Origin of the sequence: Nonomuraea sp. NPDC049625, from assembly GCF_040675285.1 — a bacterium.
Taxonomy (GTDB): domain Bacteria; phylum Actinomycetota; class Actinomycetes; order Streptosporangiales; family Streptosporangiaceae; genus Nonomuraea; species Nonomuraea angiospora_A.
On sequence record NZ_JBFAOQ010000005.1, the window covers coordinates 258,850 to 275,916 of the forward strand.

Annotated in this window: 18 protein-coding genes; 10 read left to right on the forward strand and 8 right to left on the reverse strand. The window is 71.5% G+C overall.

Features of this window, described 5'->3' with window-relative positions; all coding sequences use genetic code 11:
* The first annotated feature begins 110 nt into the window (after positions 1-110).
* Positions 111-518, forward strand: a complete 408-nt coding sequence (locus AB0J87_RS23755; protein WP_363968341.1) for a DUF6010 family protein — start codon at positions 111-113, stop codon at positions 516-518.
* Positions 519-526: 8 nt separating this feature from the next.
* Here the strand turns inward: AB0J87_RS23755 and AB0J87_RS23760 are convergent, their stop codons facing one another.
* Positions 527-1,675, reverse strand: coding sequence for an acyl-CoA dehydrogenase family protein (locus AB0J87_RS23760; protein WP_363968343.1), 1,149 nt, complete (start codon positions 1,673-1,675; stop codon positions 527-529).
* An 84-nt stretch (positions 1,676-1,759) separates the two neighbouring features.
* Here AB0J87_RS23760 and AB0J87_RS23765 point away from each other — a divergent pair, with 84 nt between their 5' ends.
* From AB0J87_RS23765 to AB0J87_RS23775, 3 genes are all read left to right on the forward strand, one after another.
* The gene (locus AB0J87_RS23765; RefSeq protein WP_363968345.1) at positions 1,760-5,326 is read left to right on the forward strand and encodes a serine/threonine-protein kinase; all 3,567 of its coding nucleotides are present in this window, start codon (positions 1,760-1,762) and stop codon (positions 5,324-5,326) included.
* Positions 5,327-5,410: 84 nt separating this feature from the next.
* Positions 5,411-5,653, forward strand: a complete 243-nt coding sequence (locus tag AB0J87_RS23770) for a hypothetical protein (RefSeq protein WP_363968347.1) — start codon at positions 5,411-5,413, stop codon at positions 5,651-5,653.
* 113 nt (positions 5,654-5,766) lie between these two features.
* Complete coding sequence (locus AB0J87_RS23775) at positions 5,767-7,008, forward strand: MFS transporter (protein ID WP_363968348.1); 1,242 nt, start codon at positions 5,767-5,769, stop codon at positions 7,006-7,008.
* A gap of 180 nt (positions 7,009-7,188) precedes the next feature.
* On the opposite strand, the gene AB0J87_RS23780 is transcribed toward AB0J87_RS23775, so the two are convergent.
* The 3 genes from AB0J87_RS23780 to AB0J87_RS23790 form a co-directional block, all read right to left on the reverse strand.
* Positions 7,189-7,719 carry a hypothetical protein gene (locus AB0J87_RS23780; protein ID WP_363968350.1) on the reverse strand — a complete coding sequence of 177 codons (531 nt, stop codon included), beginning with the start codon at positions 7,717-7,719 and terminating at the stop codon, positions 7,189-7,191.
* 82 nt (positions 7,720-7,801) lie between these two features.
* Positions 7,802-8,302 carry an NUDIX domain-containing protein gene (locus AB0J87_RS23785; protein WP_363968352.1) on the reverse strand — a complete coding sequence of 167 codons (501 nt, stop codon included), beginning with the start codon at positions 8,300-8,302 and terminating at the stop codon, positions 7,802-7,804.
* 92 nt (positions 8,303-8,394) lie between these two features.
* Complete coding sequence (locus AB0J87_RS23790) at positions 8,395-8,847, reverse strand: helix-turn-helix domain-containing protein (RefSeq protein ID WP_363968354.1); 453 nt, start codon at positions 8,845-8,847, stop codon at positions 8,395-8,397.
* Positions 8,848-9,016: 169 nt separating this feature from the next.
* On the opposite strand from AB0J87_RS23790, the gene AB0J87_RS23795 reads away from it, so the two are divergent.
* Both AB0J87_RS23795 and AB0J87_RS23800 read left to right on the forward strand, forming a co-directional pair.
* Positions 9,017-9,142, forward strand: coding sequence for a hypothetical protein (locus AB0J87_RS23795; protein WP_363968356.1), 126 nt, complete (start codon positions 9,017-9,019; stop codon positions 9,140-9,142).
* Positions 9,143-9,198: 56 nt separating this feature from the next.
* Positions 9,199-9,582, forward strand: coding sequence for a PPOX class F420-dependent oxidoreductase (locus tag AB0J87_RS23800; RefSeq protein ID WP_363968358.1), 384 nt, complete (start codon positions 9,199-9,201; stop codon positions 9,580-9,582).
* A 238-nt stretch (positions 9,583-9,820) separates the two neighbouring features.
* On the opposite strand, the gene AB0J87_RS23805 is transcribed toward AB0J87_RS23800, so the two are convergent.
* Positions 9,821-10,486 (reverse strand): 1,4-alpha-glucan branching protein, encoded by a 666-nt coding sequence (locus AB0J87_RS23805; protein WP_363968360.1) that lies wholly within the window; start codon positions 10,484-10,486, stop codon positions 9,821-9,823.
* 129 nt (positions 10,487-10,615) lie between these two features.
* Here AB0J87_RS23805 and AB0J87_RS23810 point away from each other — a divergent pair, with 129 nt between their 5' ends.
* Positions 10,616-11,086, forward strand: coding sequence for a hypothetical protein (locus AB0J87_RS23810; RefSeq protein WP_363968362.1), 471 nt, complete (start codon positions 10,616-10,618; stop codon positions 11,084-11,086).
* Between the two features lie 319 nt (positions 11,087-11,405).
* On the opposite strand, the gene AB0J87_RS23815 is transcribed toward AB0J87_RS23810, so the two are convergent.
* Both AB0J87_RS23815 and AB0J87_RS23820 read right to left on the reverse strand, forming a co-directional pair.
* Positions 11,406-12,074 (reverse strand): response regulator transcription factor, encoded by a 669-nt coding sequence (locus AB0J87_RS23815; RefSeq protein ID WP_363968364.1) that lies wholly within the window; start codon positions 12,072-12,074, stop codon positions 11,406-11,408.
* Complete coding sequence (locus tag AB0J87_RS23820) at positions 12,071-13,351, reverse strand: histidine kinase (protein WP_363968366.1); 1,281 nt, start codon at positions 13,349-13,351, stop codon at positions 12,071-12,073. The genes AB0J87_RS23815 and AB0J87_RS23820 overlap by 4 nt, the downstream gene beginning before the upstream one ends.
* A gap of 159 nt (positions 13,352-13,510) precedes the next feature.
* Between AB0J87_RS23820 and AB0J87_RS23825 the strand changes: the two genes are divergently transcribed.
* The 3 genes from AB0J87_RS23825 (at position 13,511) to AB0J87_RS23835 (ending at position 15,840) form a co-directional block, all read left to right on the forward strand.
* The gene (locus tag AB0J87_RS23825; RefSeq protein WP_363968367.1) at positions 13,511-14,854 is read left to right on the forward strand and encodes a lipase; all 1,344 of its coding nucleotides are present in this window, start codon (positions 13,511-13,513) and stop codon (positions 14,852-14,854) included.
* A gap of 168 nt (positions 14,855-15,022) precedes the next feature.
* Positions 15,023-15,343 carry a hypothetical protein gene (locus AB0J87_RS23830; RefSeq protein WP_363968369.1) on the forward strand — a complete coding sequence of 107 codons (321 nt, stop codon included), beginning with the start codon at positions 15,023-15,025 and terminating at the stop codon, positions 15,341-15,343.
* Positions 15,344-15,441: 98 nt separating this feature from the next.
* A complete protein-coding gene (locus AB0J87_RS23835; RefSeq protein ID WP_363968371.1) occupies positions 15,442-15,840 on the forward strand; it encodes a hypothetical protein in 399 nt (132 codons plus the stop codon).
* 514 nt (positions 15,841-16,354) lie between these two features.
* Here AB0J87_RS23835 and AB0J87_RS23840 read toward each other — a convergent pair.
* A complete protein-coding gene (locus AB0J87_RS23840; protein WP_363968373.1) occupies positions 16,355-16,612 on the reverse strand; it encodes a hypothetical protein in 258 nt (85 codons plus the stop codon).
* Between the last annotated feature and the right edge of the window lie 455 nt (positions 16,613-17,067).

Sequence of the window (17,067 nt, forward strand, 5' to 3'; positions counted from 1 at the left end):
GAACCCGTGGGAAATTGTCGATCCAGCCCATGGGGAGCCGTGGCCGCGCGCACTAGCGTTGCGCTGCGAGAACCGGAGAGCCCCAACCACAGAACGGATTGCCACACCCCATGTCCGTCATCATGCCGATCGTCATCGGGCTGATCTGCGTTTCCCTCCTGTCCCTGATCCCCGAGCCGCATCGGCGCCAGGTCAACGCCGTGCTGGTCGGCGGGGCCGGCGCCGCCTACCTCAGCGGGGGCGGACTCGGGTACTGGGAGTTCGTCCTGCCGGTCGTCATGACCTACGTCGCCTACCGAGGGCTCGACAGCTGGACCTGGATCGGCATCGGCTGGCTGCTCCACACCGCCTGGGACGTCCTGCACCACCTCCAGGGGAACCCCCTCCTGCCCTTCGCCGCCCTTTCCTCCTTCGGCTGCGCCATCTGCGACCCGGTCGTGGCGCTGTGGTGCTTCGCGGGCGGGCCGTCGATCGTCACGTGGGTCCGCGCCCGCAAGGCCGCGACGCCGCAGGCATAGGGCCCCGGTCAGTCCAGCCCGCCGCGTTTGACCAGCTGGGCGGCGATGACGTTGCGCTGGATCTCGTTGGTGCCCTCGCCGACGATCATCAGCGGCGCGTCGCGGAAGTAGCGTTCCACGTCGAACTCGGTGGAGTAGCCGTAGCCGCCGTGGACGCGTACGGCATTGAGCGCGGCTCTCATGGCGGCCTCGGAGGCGAACAGCTTCGCCATGCCGGCCTCCATGTCGCAGCGCGCGCCGCTCTCGTAGCGCTCGGCGGCGTGCAGGATGAGCTGGCGGGCGGCGGTGAGGTCGGTGGCCATGTCGGCGAGGTGGTTGCCGACGGCCTGGTGCTTCCAGATGGGCTTGCCGAAGCTCTCCCGCTCCTGCGCGTAGCGCAGGGCGTCGTCGAACGCCGCCCGGCCCACCCCCAGGGCCCGGGCGGCGACCTGGATGCGGCCGACCTCCAGACCCTTCATCATCTGCGCGAAGCCCCGGCCTTCCTCGGCGCCGAGCAGGGCGGTGAGCGGTGCCCGGTGGTCCTCGAAGACCAGCTCGCAGCTCTCGACGCCCTTGTAGCCGAGCTTGGGCAGGTCGCGCGAGACCGTCAGGCCCGGCCCGTGTTCGATGAGCAGGATGGAGATGCCCTTGTGGCGCGGCCGCGCGGAGGGGTCGGTCTTGCACATGAGGGCGATCAGCTGGGAGCGGCGGGCGTTGGTGATCCACGTCTTGGCGCCGTTGACCGCGTAGTCGTCGCCGTCCCGGCGGGCGGTGGTGGTCATGGCCTGCAGGTCCGAGCCGCCGCCGGGTTCGGTCAGCGCCATGGTCGCGCGGATCTCGCCGGTCGCCATCCTGGGCAGGTAGTGGTCCTTCTGCTCCTGCGTGCCGAAGGCGAGGATGAGCTTGGACACGACGGTGTGCCCGCCCATGGCGCCGGCCAGGCTCATCCAGCCGCGGGCGAGCTCGGCGGTGACCAGGGCGTAGCACGGCATGGACACCGGAGCCTCGCCCCAGGGTTCGGGGATGGCCAGGCCGAAGATGCCCAGCCGCTTCATCTGCTCGATGAGCTTGTCCGGGTATGCGTTGGCGTGTTCCAGGTCGCGGGCGACGGGCCGGACCTCCCGCTCGACGAAGTCGCGGACCGTGTCGACGACGGCTTGTTCCTCGGTGGTGAGCATGAGTCCTGCGTCCTCTGCTGATCTTGTGGCCGGCGCCGAGCACCCCGCCCGAACCGGCGGCGGTGATCGGCCATCTAACGAACCATGACAGCAGACCCGCTGCGTCCGGGGGATCCGTCGAGGCTGGGCCGCTACCGGCTGGCGAGCAGGCTCGGCTCGGGCGGCCAGGGCGTCGTCTACGAGGGCTACGACGAGGCGGCCAACCGCGTGGCGGTCAAGGTCCTGCACGCGTACCTGTCCGGCGACTCTCCCCTGCGCCGCCGCTTCACCCGGGAGGTGACCGCCGCGGGGCAGGTGGCCTCGTTCTGCACCGCCCGCATCCTGGATCACGACCTCGGAGGCGAGCGCCCCCACATCGTCAGCGAGTTCGTGCCCGGCCCGAGCCTGCGCGCGGCGGTGACGGAGGGGGCGCCGTTCTCGGGTGACCCGCTGCACCGGCTGGCCGTGGGCGTGGCCACCGCGCTGGCCGCCATCCACCAGGCGGGCGTGGTGCACCGCGACCTGAAGCCGGAGAACGTCCTGATGGGGCCCGACGGCCCACGAGTGATCGACTTCGGCATCGCCAGGGCGGCGGGCCTGTCGATGACCTCGACGGGCGAGCTGGCCGGGACCCCGATGTACATGGCGCCGGAATTGTTCTCCGGGGGCCGGGCCGAGCCGGCGGCCGACGTGTTCGCCTGGGGTTCGGTGGTGCTGTTCGCCGCGACGGGGCGCGACGCGTTCACTGCCCCGACGACGATCGCGGTCATCAACCGGCTGCTCAACCACGATCCTGACGTCGATGTCCTGCCCGAGGGGCTGCGCGAGCTGGTTCGCGCCGCGCTGTCCAAGGACCCGGCCGCGCGTCCTTCCGCGCAGCGCCTGCTGCTGACGCTGCTCGGCGGCGAGCGCGCGACGCTGGCCGAAGGCGCCGAGGCCGCCGCGGGGGTGCGCCCTTCCGGCGGGCGGGCCGCCGACCCGGCGCTCGGCGCGGTGGCCGAGCGGTTCTACGCCGGGCTGCCGGCGTCCGAGCGCGAGGTCGCGCGCGATCTGCTGCTGCGGCTGGTGGACGTTCGCGACGGCGACGAGGCGCCACGTACCGCCACTCTGGACGAGCTGATCGAGGTACGGCAGGAGGCCGCCGAACGGGTGCTCGCCGCGCTCGAGGAGGCCACGCTGGTCCGCCGCCAGGGAGACGGGGTCGTGATCGGCAGCGCCGCCCTGCTGTACGCCTGGCCCCGGCTGCACGAGTGGGTGACCGGCGACCGCGACGCGCTAGGACGCCACCGCGAGCTGGGCGAGGCCGCCCGCCGCTGGGCCCGTGGCGGCCGCCGCCCTGAGGACCTCCTCCGCGGCACCGCCCTGCGCCACGCGCTGGACTGGACCGGCGCCACGCATCTGACCCTGAACACCACGGAGCGCGAGTTCGTCGAGGCGAGCAGGGCCGGGTCGGCGCGGCAGAGCAGGCTGCGGCGCCTGGTCACCACCGGCGTGGCGGTCCTGCTCGTCGCCTCGCTCACCGCCGGCACCCTCGCCTGGCAGCAGTCGCTCAGGAGCGACGAGGCCGGCAAGCGCCTGGCCGAGGAGAGGTCGCAGGCCGCGGCGCGGCGGGTGGCGCTGCAGGCGGACGCGCTGCGCGGGACCGACCCGGTGAAGGCGATGCTGCTCAGCGTGGCGGCCTACCGCATCGCGCGGGTTCCCGAGGCACGTTCGGCGGTGCTGAGCTCGCTCGTCCAGCAGGAGCAGTCGGTCTTCACGGATCCCGCCCCGGCCAACGAAGGGCGGGCGCTGAGCCCCGACGGGCGGACGCTGGTCAGCGCGGGCGCCGGCCGGGTGACCGTCTACGACGTGGCGACGGGGCGGCCGGTCAGGACCTTCGGCGGCATCGGCGAGGCGCCCGTCACCGCCGCGGTGGGTCCGGACGGTGACACGCTGGCGCTCGCGGGGGGCGGCAGGCTGGAGCTGTGGAGCCTGCGGACCGGGCGGCGGCTGGGCGAAGGCGGCTGGATGCCCGCAGGCTCGACGAGCTACGACGGACGCCCGGCGAGCCTGGAGTTCAGCCCCGGAGGGGGCTACATCGTCGTGCGCGCCAACCTGGGCGGGCCGTACGTCGCGCTGTGGAACGTGGCGCGGCGGGCGCTGGAGAAGCAGGACGGCTACGTGAGCCACGCAAGTGTCGGCCCCGGCGACCGCTTCGCCGCTCTCGAGATCACCGAGCACGACACCGTGACGACGCTGCGGGCGTTGCCGGGAGGGGGAACGCCGGCGGGCAAGCGGCTCCCCGGCCGTGGCCTGCCGGGGCAGGTCACGGCCATCAGCCCCGACGGCGCGCTGGCCGCTGTGGGCGGGCGGAAGGGCACGACGCTGTGGAGCCTGTCCACCGGCACGCGGGAGCGGCGCAGCTTCCCCGGCCCGGGCACCGAGGCCGTCTTCAGCGACGACGGCCGCTTCCTGATCGCCTTCGACAACTGGGCGGGCGGCCGCATCACCCTGTGGCGGCTGAGCGACGCGGCCCCGCTCCTGCGGCTCACCGTCGCGTCCGAGATCGTCGGGGCCCCGCGGTTCGGCCCGGGGAACCGTACGCTGAGCATCCTGGACGACGCCGGGCAGGTGACCACCTACGACATCAGCCGGCAGACCGGCCCCCGGCGCGTCGTGCCCGCCGGCGCTCTGCAGCCGCGGTTCACCGCCTCGGGGAGCCTGCTGCTCGCCCGGACGGGCGACGCCGTGCGCGGCTGGTCGGTGCCCGGGTTCGCCGAGACCCGGCGGCTCGGCGTCGCCAGGAAGGGCGAGCCGATCATGCGGGTCAGCCCCGACGGTCGCACGGTCGTCACGATCTCCTCGGAGGATCTCACCACGGGACCCACGTTCTGGGACGCGGCATCCGGGCGAAAGCTGGGTTACCTGGCTCTGCAGTCGGCGGACGTCAGGGCGGACATGCAGATCAGCCCCGACGGCCGGCTGCTCGCCCTCAGCTCGGCCATGGCCAACGACTACACCGGCGCGGGCGAGGTCGTGGTCGTCGACATCGCGCGGCGCGAGCGGGTCATGCGGTTCGGCCCGGTCGCGGGCGGCCCGCTGTCCTTCAGCTCCGACGGCCGGTTCCTGGTCACCGCCGACGCCGCGGGTGCCGACGTCATCGATCTGGTCTCCCGCAAGGTGCTCCCCCGCGGTCAAGGCCCCGGGACGCTGGCCGTGGGGTGGATGGTCCTCGCGCCGAAGGGCCCGCTCGGCGTCTCGCCGTACGGGAGCAGAGCGGTGGTCCTGTGGGACACCCGCACCTGGCATACGACGGGTCAGGTGTTCAGGGTGCCGGGAGACGTCGTGGGGGCCAGATTCTCCCCCGACGGGCGGATCCTGGCGGTCGCCCACGACACCAGGGTGACGCTGTTCGACACGGTCGCGGGCCGGCAGCTCGGCGCCGCCTGGACCGTGACCACCGGGGCGTTCGATCCGTACGAGCTGGATGACCTCATGCCGGCGCTCGCCTTCACGGCCGACGGCTCGGCCCTGCGCGTGGTGGGGCTCGACGGCGCGTTCCAGGAGCTTCCGGTCGACCCCGCGCCGGCCGTCCGGATCGTGTGCGAGCGGGCGGGCCGCCGGCTCACGCAGGCGGAGTGGCGCGAGCATGTGGGAGCCGACGTGGGTTATCAGGAGGTCTGTCCCGCTTAGGTGAGGGTTATCCCATGGCGGACTGGAGTGCCGGCTTCAATGCTTCCAGCGGCCGGGTGCGACATGTTCGTTGTTGGAGGGACCATGTCGAACTCAGACGATCACCTCGTCAGCCGCTTTCTCGGCGTCCGGGCTCCCGGCGCCGCCATCGAGACCAGTTACCCGCACTTCGGCGCCTTCACCCCGGACGAGCGTGCCATCGGCCACGGGGTCCGCGCGATTGCCGGCCGGCCACGCGGACCCGCACGGCCGGCGGGGGCAGTCCAGACCACCAGCACTGATATCGAATTGGTTATCCCCCTGGACACATATCGATATTGGACATGACCCGGCGGCTTCTGCTCTCCTCTTGCAGTGCAGATCGAGAATGAGGGGCCGACCGAGCCGCAGTGCCCCGACGTCCTCCGGCAGGCATCGGGATCGTGAGAACGACCCGGCCCATGGCGCCGAGTACGTCCGCCCCGCATCCGAGCCGACCGCTCGCCGGGGACCCCGCGCCTCCGGTGCGCCCGCCGGGCAACGGCCGCCACGTGCTCGCCGTCGTCGTCGGAGTGCAGCTGGCCATCTCGATCGGATTCTTCGCGGTGATGGCGCACCTGGTCACGTACCTGCGCCACGACCTCGGCCTGCTCGCCGGCACCATCGCCGTGGTGCTCGGGGTGCGCGTGGCGCTGCAGAACATGCTGTTCCTGCCGGCCGGCGCGATCACCGACGCGGTGGGACCGGCCCGCGCGGGAGCGCTGGCCTGCGCCCTGCGGGCGGCCGGTTTCGGCCTGCTCGGAGTCATCGACGGGCCGGCCGGGTTGCTCTGCGCGGCGGCGGTGCTGGCGGTGGGCGGGGCCCTGTTCCACCCGGCCGCCCAGTCCCTGCTTGCCGGGGTGCGGCCCGAACGGCGTGCGAAGGGCTTCGCGGCCTACGTCGTCGCCGGCCAGTTAGGGGCGGTGGCCGGCCCACCCGTCGGGCTGGCCCTGCTGGCCGGCGGATTCGGGCTGCTGTCCGCGGCGGCGGCGGGCGCCTGGGCGGTCGGCGCCGTACTGTTCCTGCTGCTGCCGGCCGAACGCGGCGCCGGCCGTCTCCACGTACGCAGGCTCACCGGTGGCGTGTCGGCGGTGCTCCGAGACCGAGACTTCCGGCGCTTCGCCATGACCGCCGCGCCGACGACGCTGCTCGCCGACCAGATCGTCACCGTGGTCCCGCTCAAGGAGGTCGGGGCAGGCTCGACGACCCTGTTCTTCTGCGTGGTGGCGGTCGCCATGGCCGCGGTCCAGCCCTGGTGCGCGGCCGGCGGGCGAGGCGAACGTCCCTGGGTGCTCAGAAGCGGCCTGGTCTGTGCCGGCCTCGGCTACCTGGCACTGCTCGCGATGCCCTCCGGCGAGGGCGGTCACCTCGTCATCCTCCTGGTGGCCGCGGTGCTGCACGGGCTGGCCCAGGGGCTGATGCAGTCGGCGCTGTTCCAGACCGTCACGCGATGTGCGCCGTCCGGACGGTTCGGGGTCTATTTCGGCCTGCTCAGCTTCGTCGCCGGGGTGGTCACGTTGGCCGGCGGGTTCGTGGTCGGCCGGCTGTTCGACGCCGGGGGCGGCGCGGCGGCCATGGCGCCGGCGGGGCTCGCGCTGATCGCGGTGCTCTCCGCCACCGTCCTGCGGCTTCCCGCGAGCACGACGGGTCGTGATCTTCGCTGACGACACCCGCACCCATTCGAGGCTGCGCGAGCTGATCCCCGACTGATAGCGTGGGGATCGCGAGGCCATGGGAGGGCTTCCTTCTCACTTTTGGAAAAAGTCATCTAGCCTTCCCGCTTTCCTCGCGTTCAGCCGTGAGACATTCTGCGGGCTCCCTGCGAGCCAGGGGCCCGCAAGGGTCTATGGCCGATCAGGCGCTTCCTCCACACTTCGCCGATGCCATTCCGCCAGCTCCACCAGCAACCCATCGGCGGCCCCACCGAACATCGCCGCGAGCGCTTGTTCGCTGTCCACCACCACGACGGTGTCGAGCAGGTCCGCCCGCAGCCTCGCCGCTCTCGGATCCCCGGCGCCGTCAGGGTCGAAAGCGGTGGCGGCCAAGAACAAACCGCCGACGCCTGCCAAGGTGCCGGCCTGGTGGGCCTGGGTGCCGAGCACCGCGGAAGCGTTCGCCGGCGCGGCAGGCAGTGCCGGCTGACCGTCGCGGAGCAGAAGCGCGAGCGGTCGGACGGGGACCGTTTCCCCTACCTCGCCGTCCGGCACATGAGCGCCGCCGTCGCGGCCGCGTGTCACACCGGACGGATATCCCCATGGCCGACCGCTGTCCTGGTCCTGCACACTCGCGCGTGTGAACAAACCTCCCTCGGCATCGACGACAAGGTCTCCAGGCTGCCATCGCTCGCCATCGAGCGGTGCGTGCGTGTCCTTCATGGTGGGCAGGGTACGCCCCGACTACGACAAATGACCCGACAAGACGTACGCATCTTGATCGGCATCCCGCTCATATCGGAGGTCAGCCGTCGACGAGGATCGGGTGGCGGGGCGGGCCTTCGGCAAGGAGGGCGGCCAACAGGTGCGGCAGCCCGGCCGGGCGCAGAAGATCGGCGGTCTCAGCCAGTTCTTGTGCTGTCCACCAGCGGTGGCCGGTGATGCTCGCCCTCTCGAAGTCCTCCATGCGGGTGGTATCGATCTCCGAGATGGGAATGCGGGCCAGGTAGTAGCGCTGCCGGACCTCATAGGTGACGCCGCCCCTCTCCGTGGTCCAGGGGCGTCCTCTCCACACCTCCGGCCCCAGCGCCACATTCGCCAACCCGGTCTCCTCGCGCAGCTCACGCAGTGCCGCAGCTTGATGGTTCTCCCCGGGCTGGAGACCGCCGCCGGGGGTGTACCAGCGAAGCGTGCCATCGCGTTGGTCACGGCTGGAGAACAGCAGGAGCCGATCGGCGTCGTCGATGAGAACGACACGTGCACTGGGACGCGAGACCAAGCCATCCGCCGTTTCCACCACGATCATTGTCTCCCCTGAAAGCAATCCTCTCCAGCCCTTCGGTGCCCCCGCTCGTCGGATGTTCAAAGGCCTGAGGTCAAGAGCTCCGGCCCCCTCGGTCAGACGGCCGCTCCTGGGCCTGGCAGCAGGTCGACGTCGCCGGCGTGCATCGGCTCGCCGCAGTGGGCGCAGCGCAGGTCGGTACGGCTGATCTCGCCGCATGCGTGGTGGCGGTAGAGCACCGGCGGTCCGGCCTCGCCCGCGAGCCATTTGTCGCCCCAGCCGGCCATGACCATGAGCAGGTCGACCAGTTCGGTGCCTTTGACGGTCAGGTGGTACTCGTGGCGTGGCCGGTTGTCGTAGGGGCGGCGTTCGAGGACGCCTTGATCGACGAGGTGGTTGAGGCGTTCGGTCAGCACTTTGCGGGAGATCCCGAGGTCGGCCTGGAGGTGGTCGAACCGGTTCAGGCCGGCCCATATGTCACGCAGGATCAGGGGTGACCAGGGCTCTCCGATGACGTCGAGGGTGCGGGCGATGGAGCAGGCCATGTCGCCGAAGTTGGTGCGTTGCATGGGATCAGTCTATCCATTGGAGTTCCCTTAAGGAACTTGTCGTGTTACGGTCATGGAGTCTCTTCAAGGAACCCAAGAAAGGAATCGCCACCATGAGCGCGCCCGAGATGACCGAGCGGCAGACCCTCATCACCACCGGGGACTCGTCGACGAGGTGATCCTCCACCAGGTGCACATCCTGCTCGGCGGCGGCCGCCCCTTCTTCCAGGCGCTGCCCGAGCACGTACACCTCCGCCTGGTCGAAGCCGTACCGGCACCGGGCGTCACCCACCTCCACCACGAGGTCGAGCGCTGATCAGCGCTCGCACCCCCTTACAACGTCACCACCGCAACCCCTGCAAGGAGAAGAAGATGCTCAACCCCGACGTACGCCGCGTCCTCGACGGCACTTCGCTGGCCCACCTCGCCACCGTCCTGCCGGACGGCTCGCCCCACACCGTCCCGCTCTGGGTCGGCACCCACGGAGACCACATCGTCTTCCTCACCGGTCCGCAGTCGCGCAAGGCCCGCAACCTGCGCCGCGACCCGCGGGTGGCGCTCTCCATAACGCCCGCCGACAACCCGTTCCAGCCCGTCATCGTCCGCGGCCGAGTCATCGAATGGCTCGACAGCGACGCGGCCTGGAAGATCATCGACCAGATCTCGATGAAGTACATCGGCAGGCCCTACAACCGAGACGAGGAGCGCATCGTCGCCGTCATCGAGCCCGAGCGGCAGACCGTCGGCATGAGCTGAGCCATCCTCTTGCCGCTCATCCAGCACTCCCCCTGCACCGAGCAACCACCCACGACGCTGTGCCGCATTCCGGCCGCGCCCGCATGATCGGCCCAGTTCAACTCCTTCGGTGCTGCCCCGGCGGCAGCGTGTGCCCCATACCCTCGACCATCATCAACCGCGCTCCCGGGAGCCGCGCCAGATCCGTACGGCGAGTCGGCGGTCAGCCGTGGGCCTCCACGCGCGATCGCGGCGTTCCTCAGGTACGAGGGCCGGTGTGCAAGACCACGAACAGCCCCCGCGCGCGGGTGCCGTCCGGCAGCTGCCAGGACCCGGCGACGTGGCCAGTCGCTTCCGGCGGAAGGAGAGACGCGTCGTCCGGGGCGGAACGCAGGACCCGGTGCAAACGCAAGGTCGTGCCGTCCGGTGCGGGCAGCTCAGTGCCCTCGTGGTCGTCGACGGCAGTGACGGAGAAGTCCGTGCGGGCGGGGCTGCCACCGAGGTAGGAGCGGGTGACCTCCCGGTCGGGAGTGTCGCTGGTGTTCTGGTCCTGGGCCTGGACCCGGCCCTCGACCAGAGCCTGCAACTGGGCGACCAGCACCGGGTCGTGGCAGCCGTCGTAGGCCCAGCGCCGCCCCAGCACCCCGTGCTCCATGGTGCCGACGAGGGCGTGCTCCGCCCCATCGAGCGGGGCACCGCGATAGGTGAGCGGTACCAGGTAGCTGATCGGCTGAGTGCCCGAGGTGTCCGTGACCACCATGAACTCGATCCCGACCTCACCCTGGGGGTCGTCCAGCCGGAAGCCGCCGGCCTTGGCCAATTCCGGTTCGCCCGCTCCGCCCAGGTACCACGGCCGGGTGGGTAGCCAGGAGGTGAGCAGTTCCAGCTTGGTCGGCTTGAGGTCGGTGCGGTGGATGACGGCCATGCTGAGGATTCTCTTTCGTTGAGGGGAACGACCTCCACATCTTCCCAGTGAGCCTCGGAGAGCATGAGGGCGTACCCCCTCACCGTGTTGTTCAATGGTGATCACTCTACGAACGCGCTGGAGGATGGCATGGTGCTGACCGAGGCGGCCCCGGAGGGGTTACCGAAGCAGCGGAGCAGGTGGCCGTTCTACGTGTGCCTGGGGCTCCTTGCCTGCGTCGTCGCCTACGTCCTGCTGTTCAAGGTCCCCGAGTGGCGGAACGACGAGAAGCTGGCCCGGCTGGAGGAGCGGGTGAGCATGTTCCCGCTCCCGCCCGACACGGAGCCAGGTGATCGCGGCGTTGAGGGCACGGTGGGTATTCAGTCGGACAACAGCAATCATTGCGACTATCTGGTCCGAATCTCCCTGCTCACCAAGTTGCCGGACGCCGAGATCGCTCGCTACTACGAGTTCGCCGCGATCGAGGGGGTCGAAGGCCGCGCGCTCTCCGGCACCGTATACGTCAACCCGAGCGGATCATGGCGAGGCGGGTTCAAGGGCGTCATCGTGGAGTTCTTCGACGGATATCACGAACCCGGGTTCGACATGCGCTGCCACTGACCAGCGACGACCATGTGCCGGTACCGACCGATGGCAGCCGCCGCAGGACCTTCGCCCCGGTGCTGCGCGTCAGCGACCGGCGGGCGGCTTATCCGGCTTCTTCGGCACCATCGCCGCCCGCGACCAGGCAGGCGCGCAGGAGGCAGTGCCCTCGGCCATCGAGGAGTTGGCCGACCGCGCGGGGACCGGCTGGGGCAGTGGCTGTTCGCGGAGTTGGCCGGCCGCGCGGTGAGCGCCGTGACGCCTGGAGTTGCTGCGTCTACGTACCTTCCTCCTGCCTCCGCCCGCCTCCATGTGAGCGGTGGTTCGGGCGCGGTGGTCAGAAGTCGGGGGTGGAGGGGCGGACGAGGCCGGTTTCGTAGGCGAAGACCACCACCTGGGCGCGGTCGCGCAGCCCGAGCTTGACCAGTACGCGGCTCAGATGCGTCTTGACCGTCGCCTCCGCCAGGTGCAACGCCGCGGCGACCTCGGCATTGGACAGCCCGCGCGCCACCTTCACCAGCACCTCGTGCTCGCGCGCGGTCAGCTGCGCCAGCCGTTCGTCCCGCTCGGCGGGCCCCGGCGTCATCTGCGGCGCGAACCTCTCCAGCACGCGTCGGGTGACGCGCGGCGACAGCGCCGCCTCTCCGGCCGCGACATTGCGGATCGCGCTCAGCAGTTCCGGTGGCCGCGTGTTCTTCGGCAGGAACCCGGCCGCTCCGGCCTTCAGCCCGGCGAAGGCGTACTCGTCCAGGTCGAAGGTGGTCAGGATGAGCACGCGCGAGCGCGGGCTGTCGCGCACGATCCTGCGGGTGGCCTCGATGCCGTCCAGGCCGGGCATGCGCACGTCCATCAGCACCACGTCCGGACGCAGGTGCCGCGCCAGCCGGGCCGCCTGCTCGCCGTCGTCCGCTTCCCCGGCCACCTCCATGTCCGGCTCGGCCTCGAAAACCATGCGGAAGGCCATCCGCAGCAGCGACTCGTCGTCGGCGATCAGCAGCCGGATCATCGTGGCGCTCCCAGGTCCAGCACGGCCAGCACCCGCCATCCGCCGCCCGCCACCGGCCCGGCGTCCAGGGTCCCGCCGTAGGCGGCCACCCGTTCCCGCATGCCCGCGATCCCGCGCCCATCGCCCCGGAGCCCGGAACGGGGCCCCGACACCCAGGTCCCGGAGTCGAGAGTCCCGGGGGCGAGAGTCCCGGGAGCGAGGGGCCCGGGGTCGAGGGGCGCAGAGTCGAAGGGCCCGGCGTCGAAGGACCCGGCGTCGCCAGGCACGACCGGCTCGCGAACGTCGATGACCTCCACCTCGGCACGGCGCGACGATACGTCGACCCGTACCTCGGCGCGAGCCCCGGACGCGTGCCGCAGCGTGTTCGTCAGCGCCTCCTGAACCAGCCGGTAGATCGTCAGCTGAGCGGCGGCGGGCACCGCCCCGGCGTCACCGGCCACCCGGACACCCGTCGCCAGCCCGGCCGCGCGCATCCGTTCGGCCAGCGGAGCGAGCTCGGCGATCCCGGGCGCGGGCTGGAGCATCTCGTCGCGCCAGTCCTCGTCCGACGTGGCGTGGCCGGTGCTCAGGGAGCGGCGCATGTCCTGCAGGGCTTGGCGTCCCGTCGCGGCGATGTGCTCCATCGCCGCCGCGGCCCGGTCCGGCGCGCTGTGGCGGACGTAGGCGGCGCTGTCGGCCAGCGCCACCATGACCGAGAGGTTGTGGGTGACGATGTCGTGCATGTCGCGGGTCATCCGTGCGCGTTCCCCGGCGACGGCCAGCCGGGCCCGCTGCTCGCGGTCACGTTCCAGGGAGGTCACGTACGCCCTCCGTGCCCGCATCCACAGGCCGGCCATGAGAGCGGCGGCCGCCATCGCGCTCAGCGCGGCCACCGTGAAGGGGAACTGGCCGGGCGGCGCCCAGCGGGCGGCGGCCAGCAGCACCCCTGCCTGCAACGCGAGCGCCGCCGGCAGGGTGTGACGCCACGGGCGGTGCGCGGCGACCGTGTACAGGGCGACCAGGAGGGCGGCGTCGGCGGGAAGCTGCACGTCCAGCGCCCACTGGACGGCGGCGGCGAGGCCGATCGCGCCCAGGACCGTCATCGGAGCGCGCCGTCTCCAGGCCAGCGGCGCGACCAGCGCCGTCTGCAGCGCGAGCAGCCATGGGGGACCTGCCAGCACCTGGCCGGGTCCGAGCGTGGCCAGGAACAGCGCGGCGGCCAGCAGCGCGTCGGCGGGCAAGGTCGACCATCGGCTCAGCGCGGTGAGGCGGGCCGCCGGACGGTCGGCTGGGTTCATGCGCTACACCCTAGTTGTCCTGCGGGTTCGCTCCCGCTCGTCCTCGGGGATGACGGTCATCCGAAAGTCGCAGGCGCGCGTGCTACCTCCGCCGCTGTCCCGCGGGCGTGCCGGCTTGTCAGCCTGTCGGACATCCCTTTCCGATGAAGGAGCTTTCGCATGTCCGTTGTCACGAAAAATCCCGATCTGGCCATGGGCGCCCAAGCCACTGGTTTGTCCTCTGTCTCCAAGAGCCCAACGTCCGCCGTCACGAAAGCCGCGGGCACCGTCGCGCGCACGGTCGGAGGCACGGTGGCGGGCAAGGTGGCGGGCAGGGTCGCTGGGCTGGCCGTGCTGGTGCTCGCGGTCTCCATGCCCGCGTCCAGCGCCGGTGCCGAGGCCGACGCCGCGAGTCCGATTGGGGTGAGCCTGCCCGCGCCCGGCGGCCCGTATCCGGTCGGGACCGTGGCCATGCGGCTGGTGGACCGCTCGCGGCCCGATCCGCTGATGGCGGCCAAGCCGTACCGAGAACTGATGATCAGCCTGTGGTATCCGGCGGCGGGCGGCGGGCCGCTCGCGCCGCACATGGCGCCGCTGGCCGCCGCCGACTGGGATCGGCGCTCGGCTCCGCCCCTGGGCATCGCGAAGGGCGCCGTCGCCTGGGCCGCCACGCGCACCCACGCCCGCGTGGGCGCGCCGGTCGACCCGCGTGCGGGCAGGCTGCCGGTGGTGCTGTTCAGTTCGGGGGACGGCGGGCCGCGTACGCTGGGCACCACCCTGGTCGAGGACCTGGCCTCGCGCGGCTACCTGGTCGTCACCGTCGACCACACCTACGAGGCCGACCAGGTGGAGTTTCCCGGCCGACGCCTGGTACGCGCCCTGCCGCTGCCCGCGAAGCTGACGCCGAAGGTCATCGCCAAGCTGCTGGCCGACCACGCGCGGGCGCGCCTGGCGGACATGCGGTACGTCCTGGACCAGGTCACCGCCCTGGCCCACGGCCGCCCGATCGGCGGCGAGCTGCCCAAGGGGATGCTCGGCGCGCCCGACGCCTCACGGGTGGGGGCGCTGGGACAGTCGCTGGGCGGGTCGGTCGCCGCGCAGCTGACCCGCGACGACACCCGTGTGGACGCGGCCGTCAACCTCGACGGCTCCTATGTCGGCCCGGTGGCCACGCGCGGTGTGGCCAGGCCGTTCCTGCAACTGGCGGCCGAGACCCACACGCGTGCCGGCGAGCCGAGCTGGAAGTCGTTCTGGCGGGCCTCGACCGGGTGGAAGCGGGAGCTGCGCTTCAAGGGTGCGGCCCACGGCTCGTTCACCGACCTGCAGCCGTTGCTGCCGCAGATCGCGGCCAAGCTCCCCGAGGTGCCGCTCGCGGACTACGTGGGTACGATCGATCCCAGCCGTTCGGTGGCGGCCCAGCGCGCCTACGTCGGGGCCTTCTTCGACCTGCACCTGCGGGGCAAGCCGACCCGCCTGTTCGAGGGCTCCGACACCCGCTTCCCTGAAGTCTCCCTCATCCCCTGACCTCGTGAGTCCCCGTGGCTCCCGGGTCAGGCGACTCGCAGCCGGCACCGGGGTGCTCGCGTTGACGCGAAATGGCCGGTAGATGCCCTCCTGATGCCCTGTCCTCGGATCATGCGCAGGCGGAAGCATGAAGCGCGTAAGCCAAGCTGAAGGCGCAAAGGAGACGCCATGGGTAACGTCCTCCGGGCCCTGGCTGCCGCGGCAGCCGGCGCGATAGTCCTCGCCGGTACCGCCACCCCGGCGCATGCCGAAGTATGGAATTGCTTCACTTCCGTTAACACGACGACGAACGTGGCGGGCGCACTGTGCGCGTCCGGCTTCGGCAGCTACCGGGTTGCCGCGAAGTGCAACTCGGCTCACTACCCGTACACGAGAACGATCGTCGGCCCGTGGGTGACCAAGGTCTCCGGCCAGCAAGGGCCGTGGTCCACCGCTTCCGGCGACGCCCAAGGCTGCCACGTCGTCGAGGCCTCGACGCAGGTCCGCTGACAGCCGATGCGGCGCGACCGCCGTACGGACGGTTCGAGCTGGACATGGGCACCCTCGGGCCGGAAGCAGGGTTGCGCCGACGGGGGTTGACGCCGCTGATGAGGTGGGGTCGCCGCGTACCGCGCGGCTACGGAACCGCCGCGTTACAGGCGGGTACGGAAACGCCTCGTGACGAGGAGGTATGGGAGCGGCTGGCCGGGGCCGGCGTCGAGCCGTGGCCGGCCGAGCAGCTGCTGACCTTCCTGCCGATGGCGTACACGCGGCGGTTGCTGGCGGACGCCTCGTACCCGGACGGGCTGGTGACGCCCAGCGGGCGGGCGAGCCTCTTGGCCGGGCCGGTGTTCGTGGCGGCTTTGGGCAGGGCAGCGGGCGGGCGAGCCTCTTGGCCGAGCCGCTGTCCGCAGCGGCGTCGGGCCGCGCGCAGCGGGCGGGCGAGCCTCTCGGCCGGGCCGAGCGTCCGTGGCGGCGTCGGGCCGCGTGCAGTGGGCCAGCCGTGACGGAGTTGGGCGGATCGCGGTGCGCAGCAGCGAGTTCAACGCGATCAACAACGCGCTGCACGCCGGGTCGCAGCCGTCGGACGCCACAGCGGGCAAGTGGTAACTGCACCGCCGCCGCGCCTCGCACGCGGCCAGCCTTCTCTGCGGCAATCGGCAGGATGTCGCGCGCCGACAGCTCTCACCCGCGTCCTCGGCACGGCCCTGGGAGTGACGGTGACCGGACGGCCGCCGTCGGGCCCGGTGGCGTCGGCACCGTGCCGTTCCTCGCCATGGCCGCGGTCACCGTGGTCGGCACAATCGGCGCAATCGGCACGGTCACCGCAGTCGGCGCGGCCACTGCCGTGGGTGCCCCGGCTAGGCCGAGGACTCATCCGGGCTTGACCGCCCTGCGCCGGCGCCCCACCGGCGGCGGCCTCGATGTAGCGCGGGACAGCTCGGTGGCCCCCCATACGCGGGGCCATCGGCCGATCGCCGAGATGCGCAGGCCGCGCGGCCGAGAGCTCATCCGTGAGATTCATGACCGCTCCTCGCTGGAGTTCCGCACGTGGGGCAGGGACGGCTGGGCGGGCTCACCGCGGCGCGAGCCCCTGACCAGTTCGCCGGCCCTGGCCTGCTTGAGCCGCTTACAGGCCCGATGCGGCCGCACGCGGTACGCCGCCGGCGAGCAGCCGATGATGCGGGCGGCTTCCCTGGCGGACAGCATGCCAGGTGCCCCGCACGAGGACCCCCGGTCGTCCTCCGGCAGCGCGGCCGGCGCCCGCAGGACGCCCATCGGGCTCGGTCGCCTCGTCCGTCACCTGCCGTCCCGCGCGACTGACCACGTAGGCCCAGACGCGTTGTCGGCATTCGTCGCACATACCGGTGAACCGGTGCGCATCGCCCGCCACTTCGGGTGCGTTCTCTGACATCAAGAAATGGTGCGAAAACATTCCGCTCGTTTCGCCTCGACTCACACCTTTTCCCCCAGCAAGAGCGCGGGTGATCACGGGGAGACAGTTTTCGGCTGCGCCATGTGGTCATAAGAAATCGCCCGAAATACCGGAGCTCCCCGGCACACTACGTGGTGCCGAAAGATCGCCTCTGCCGCTGGACGGCACGGGGCGGAACACGTAGTCGACCCGATCGGAGCACGAAATCAAGACATCACATCGCCAGGACGTCGAGAATCGCCGGCGCTTACCCCTCGTCCGCGCGTTCGCCCGGAGTTCCTTCTCCGCCGCCGTCGCC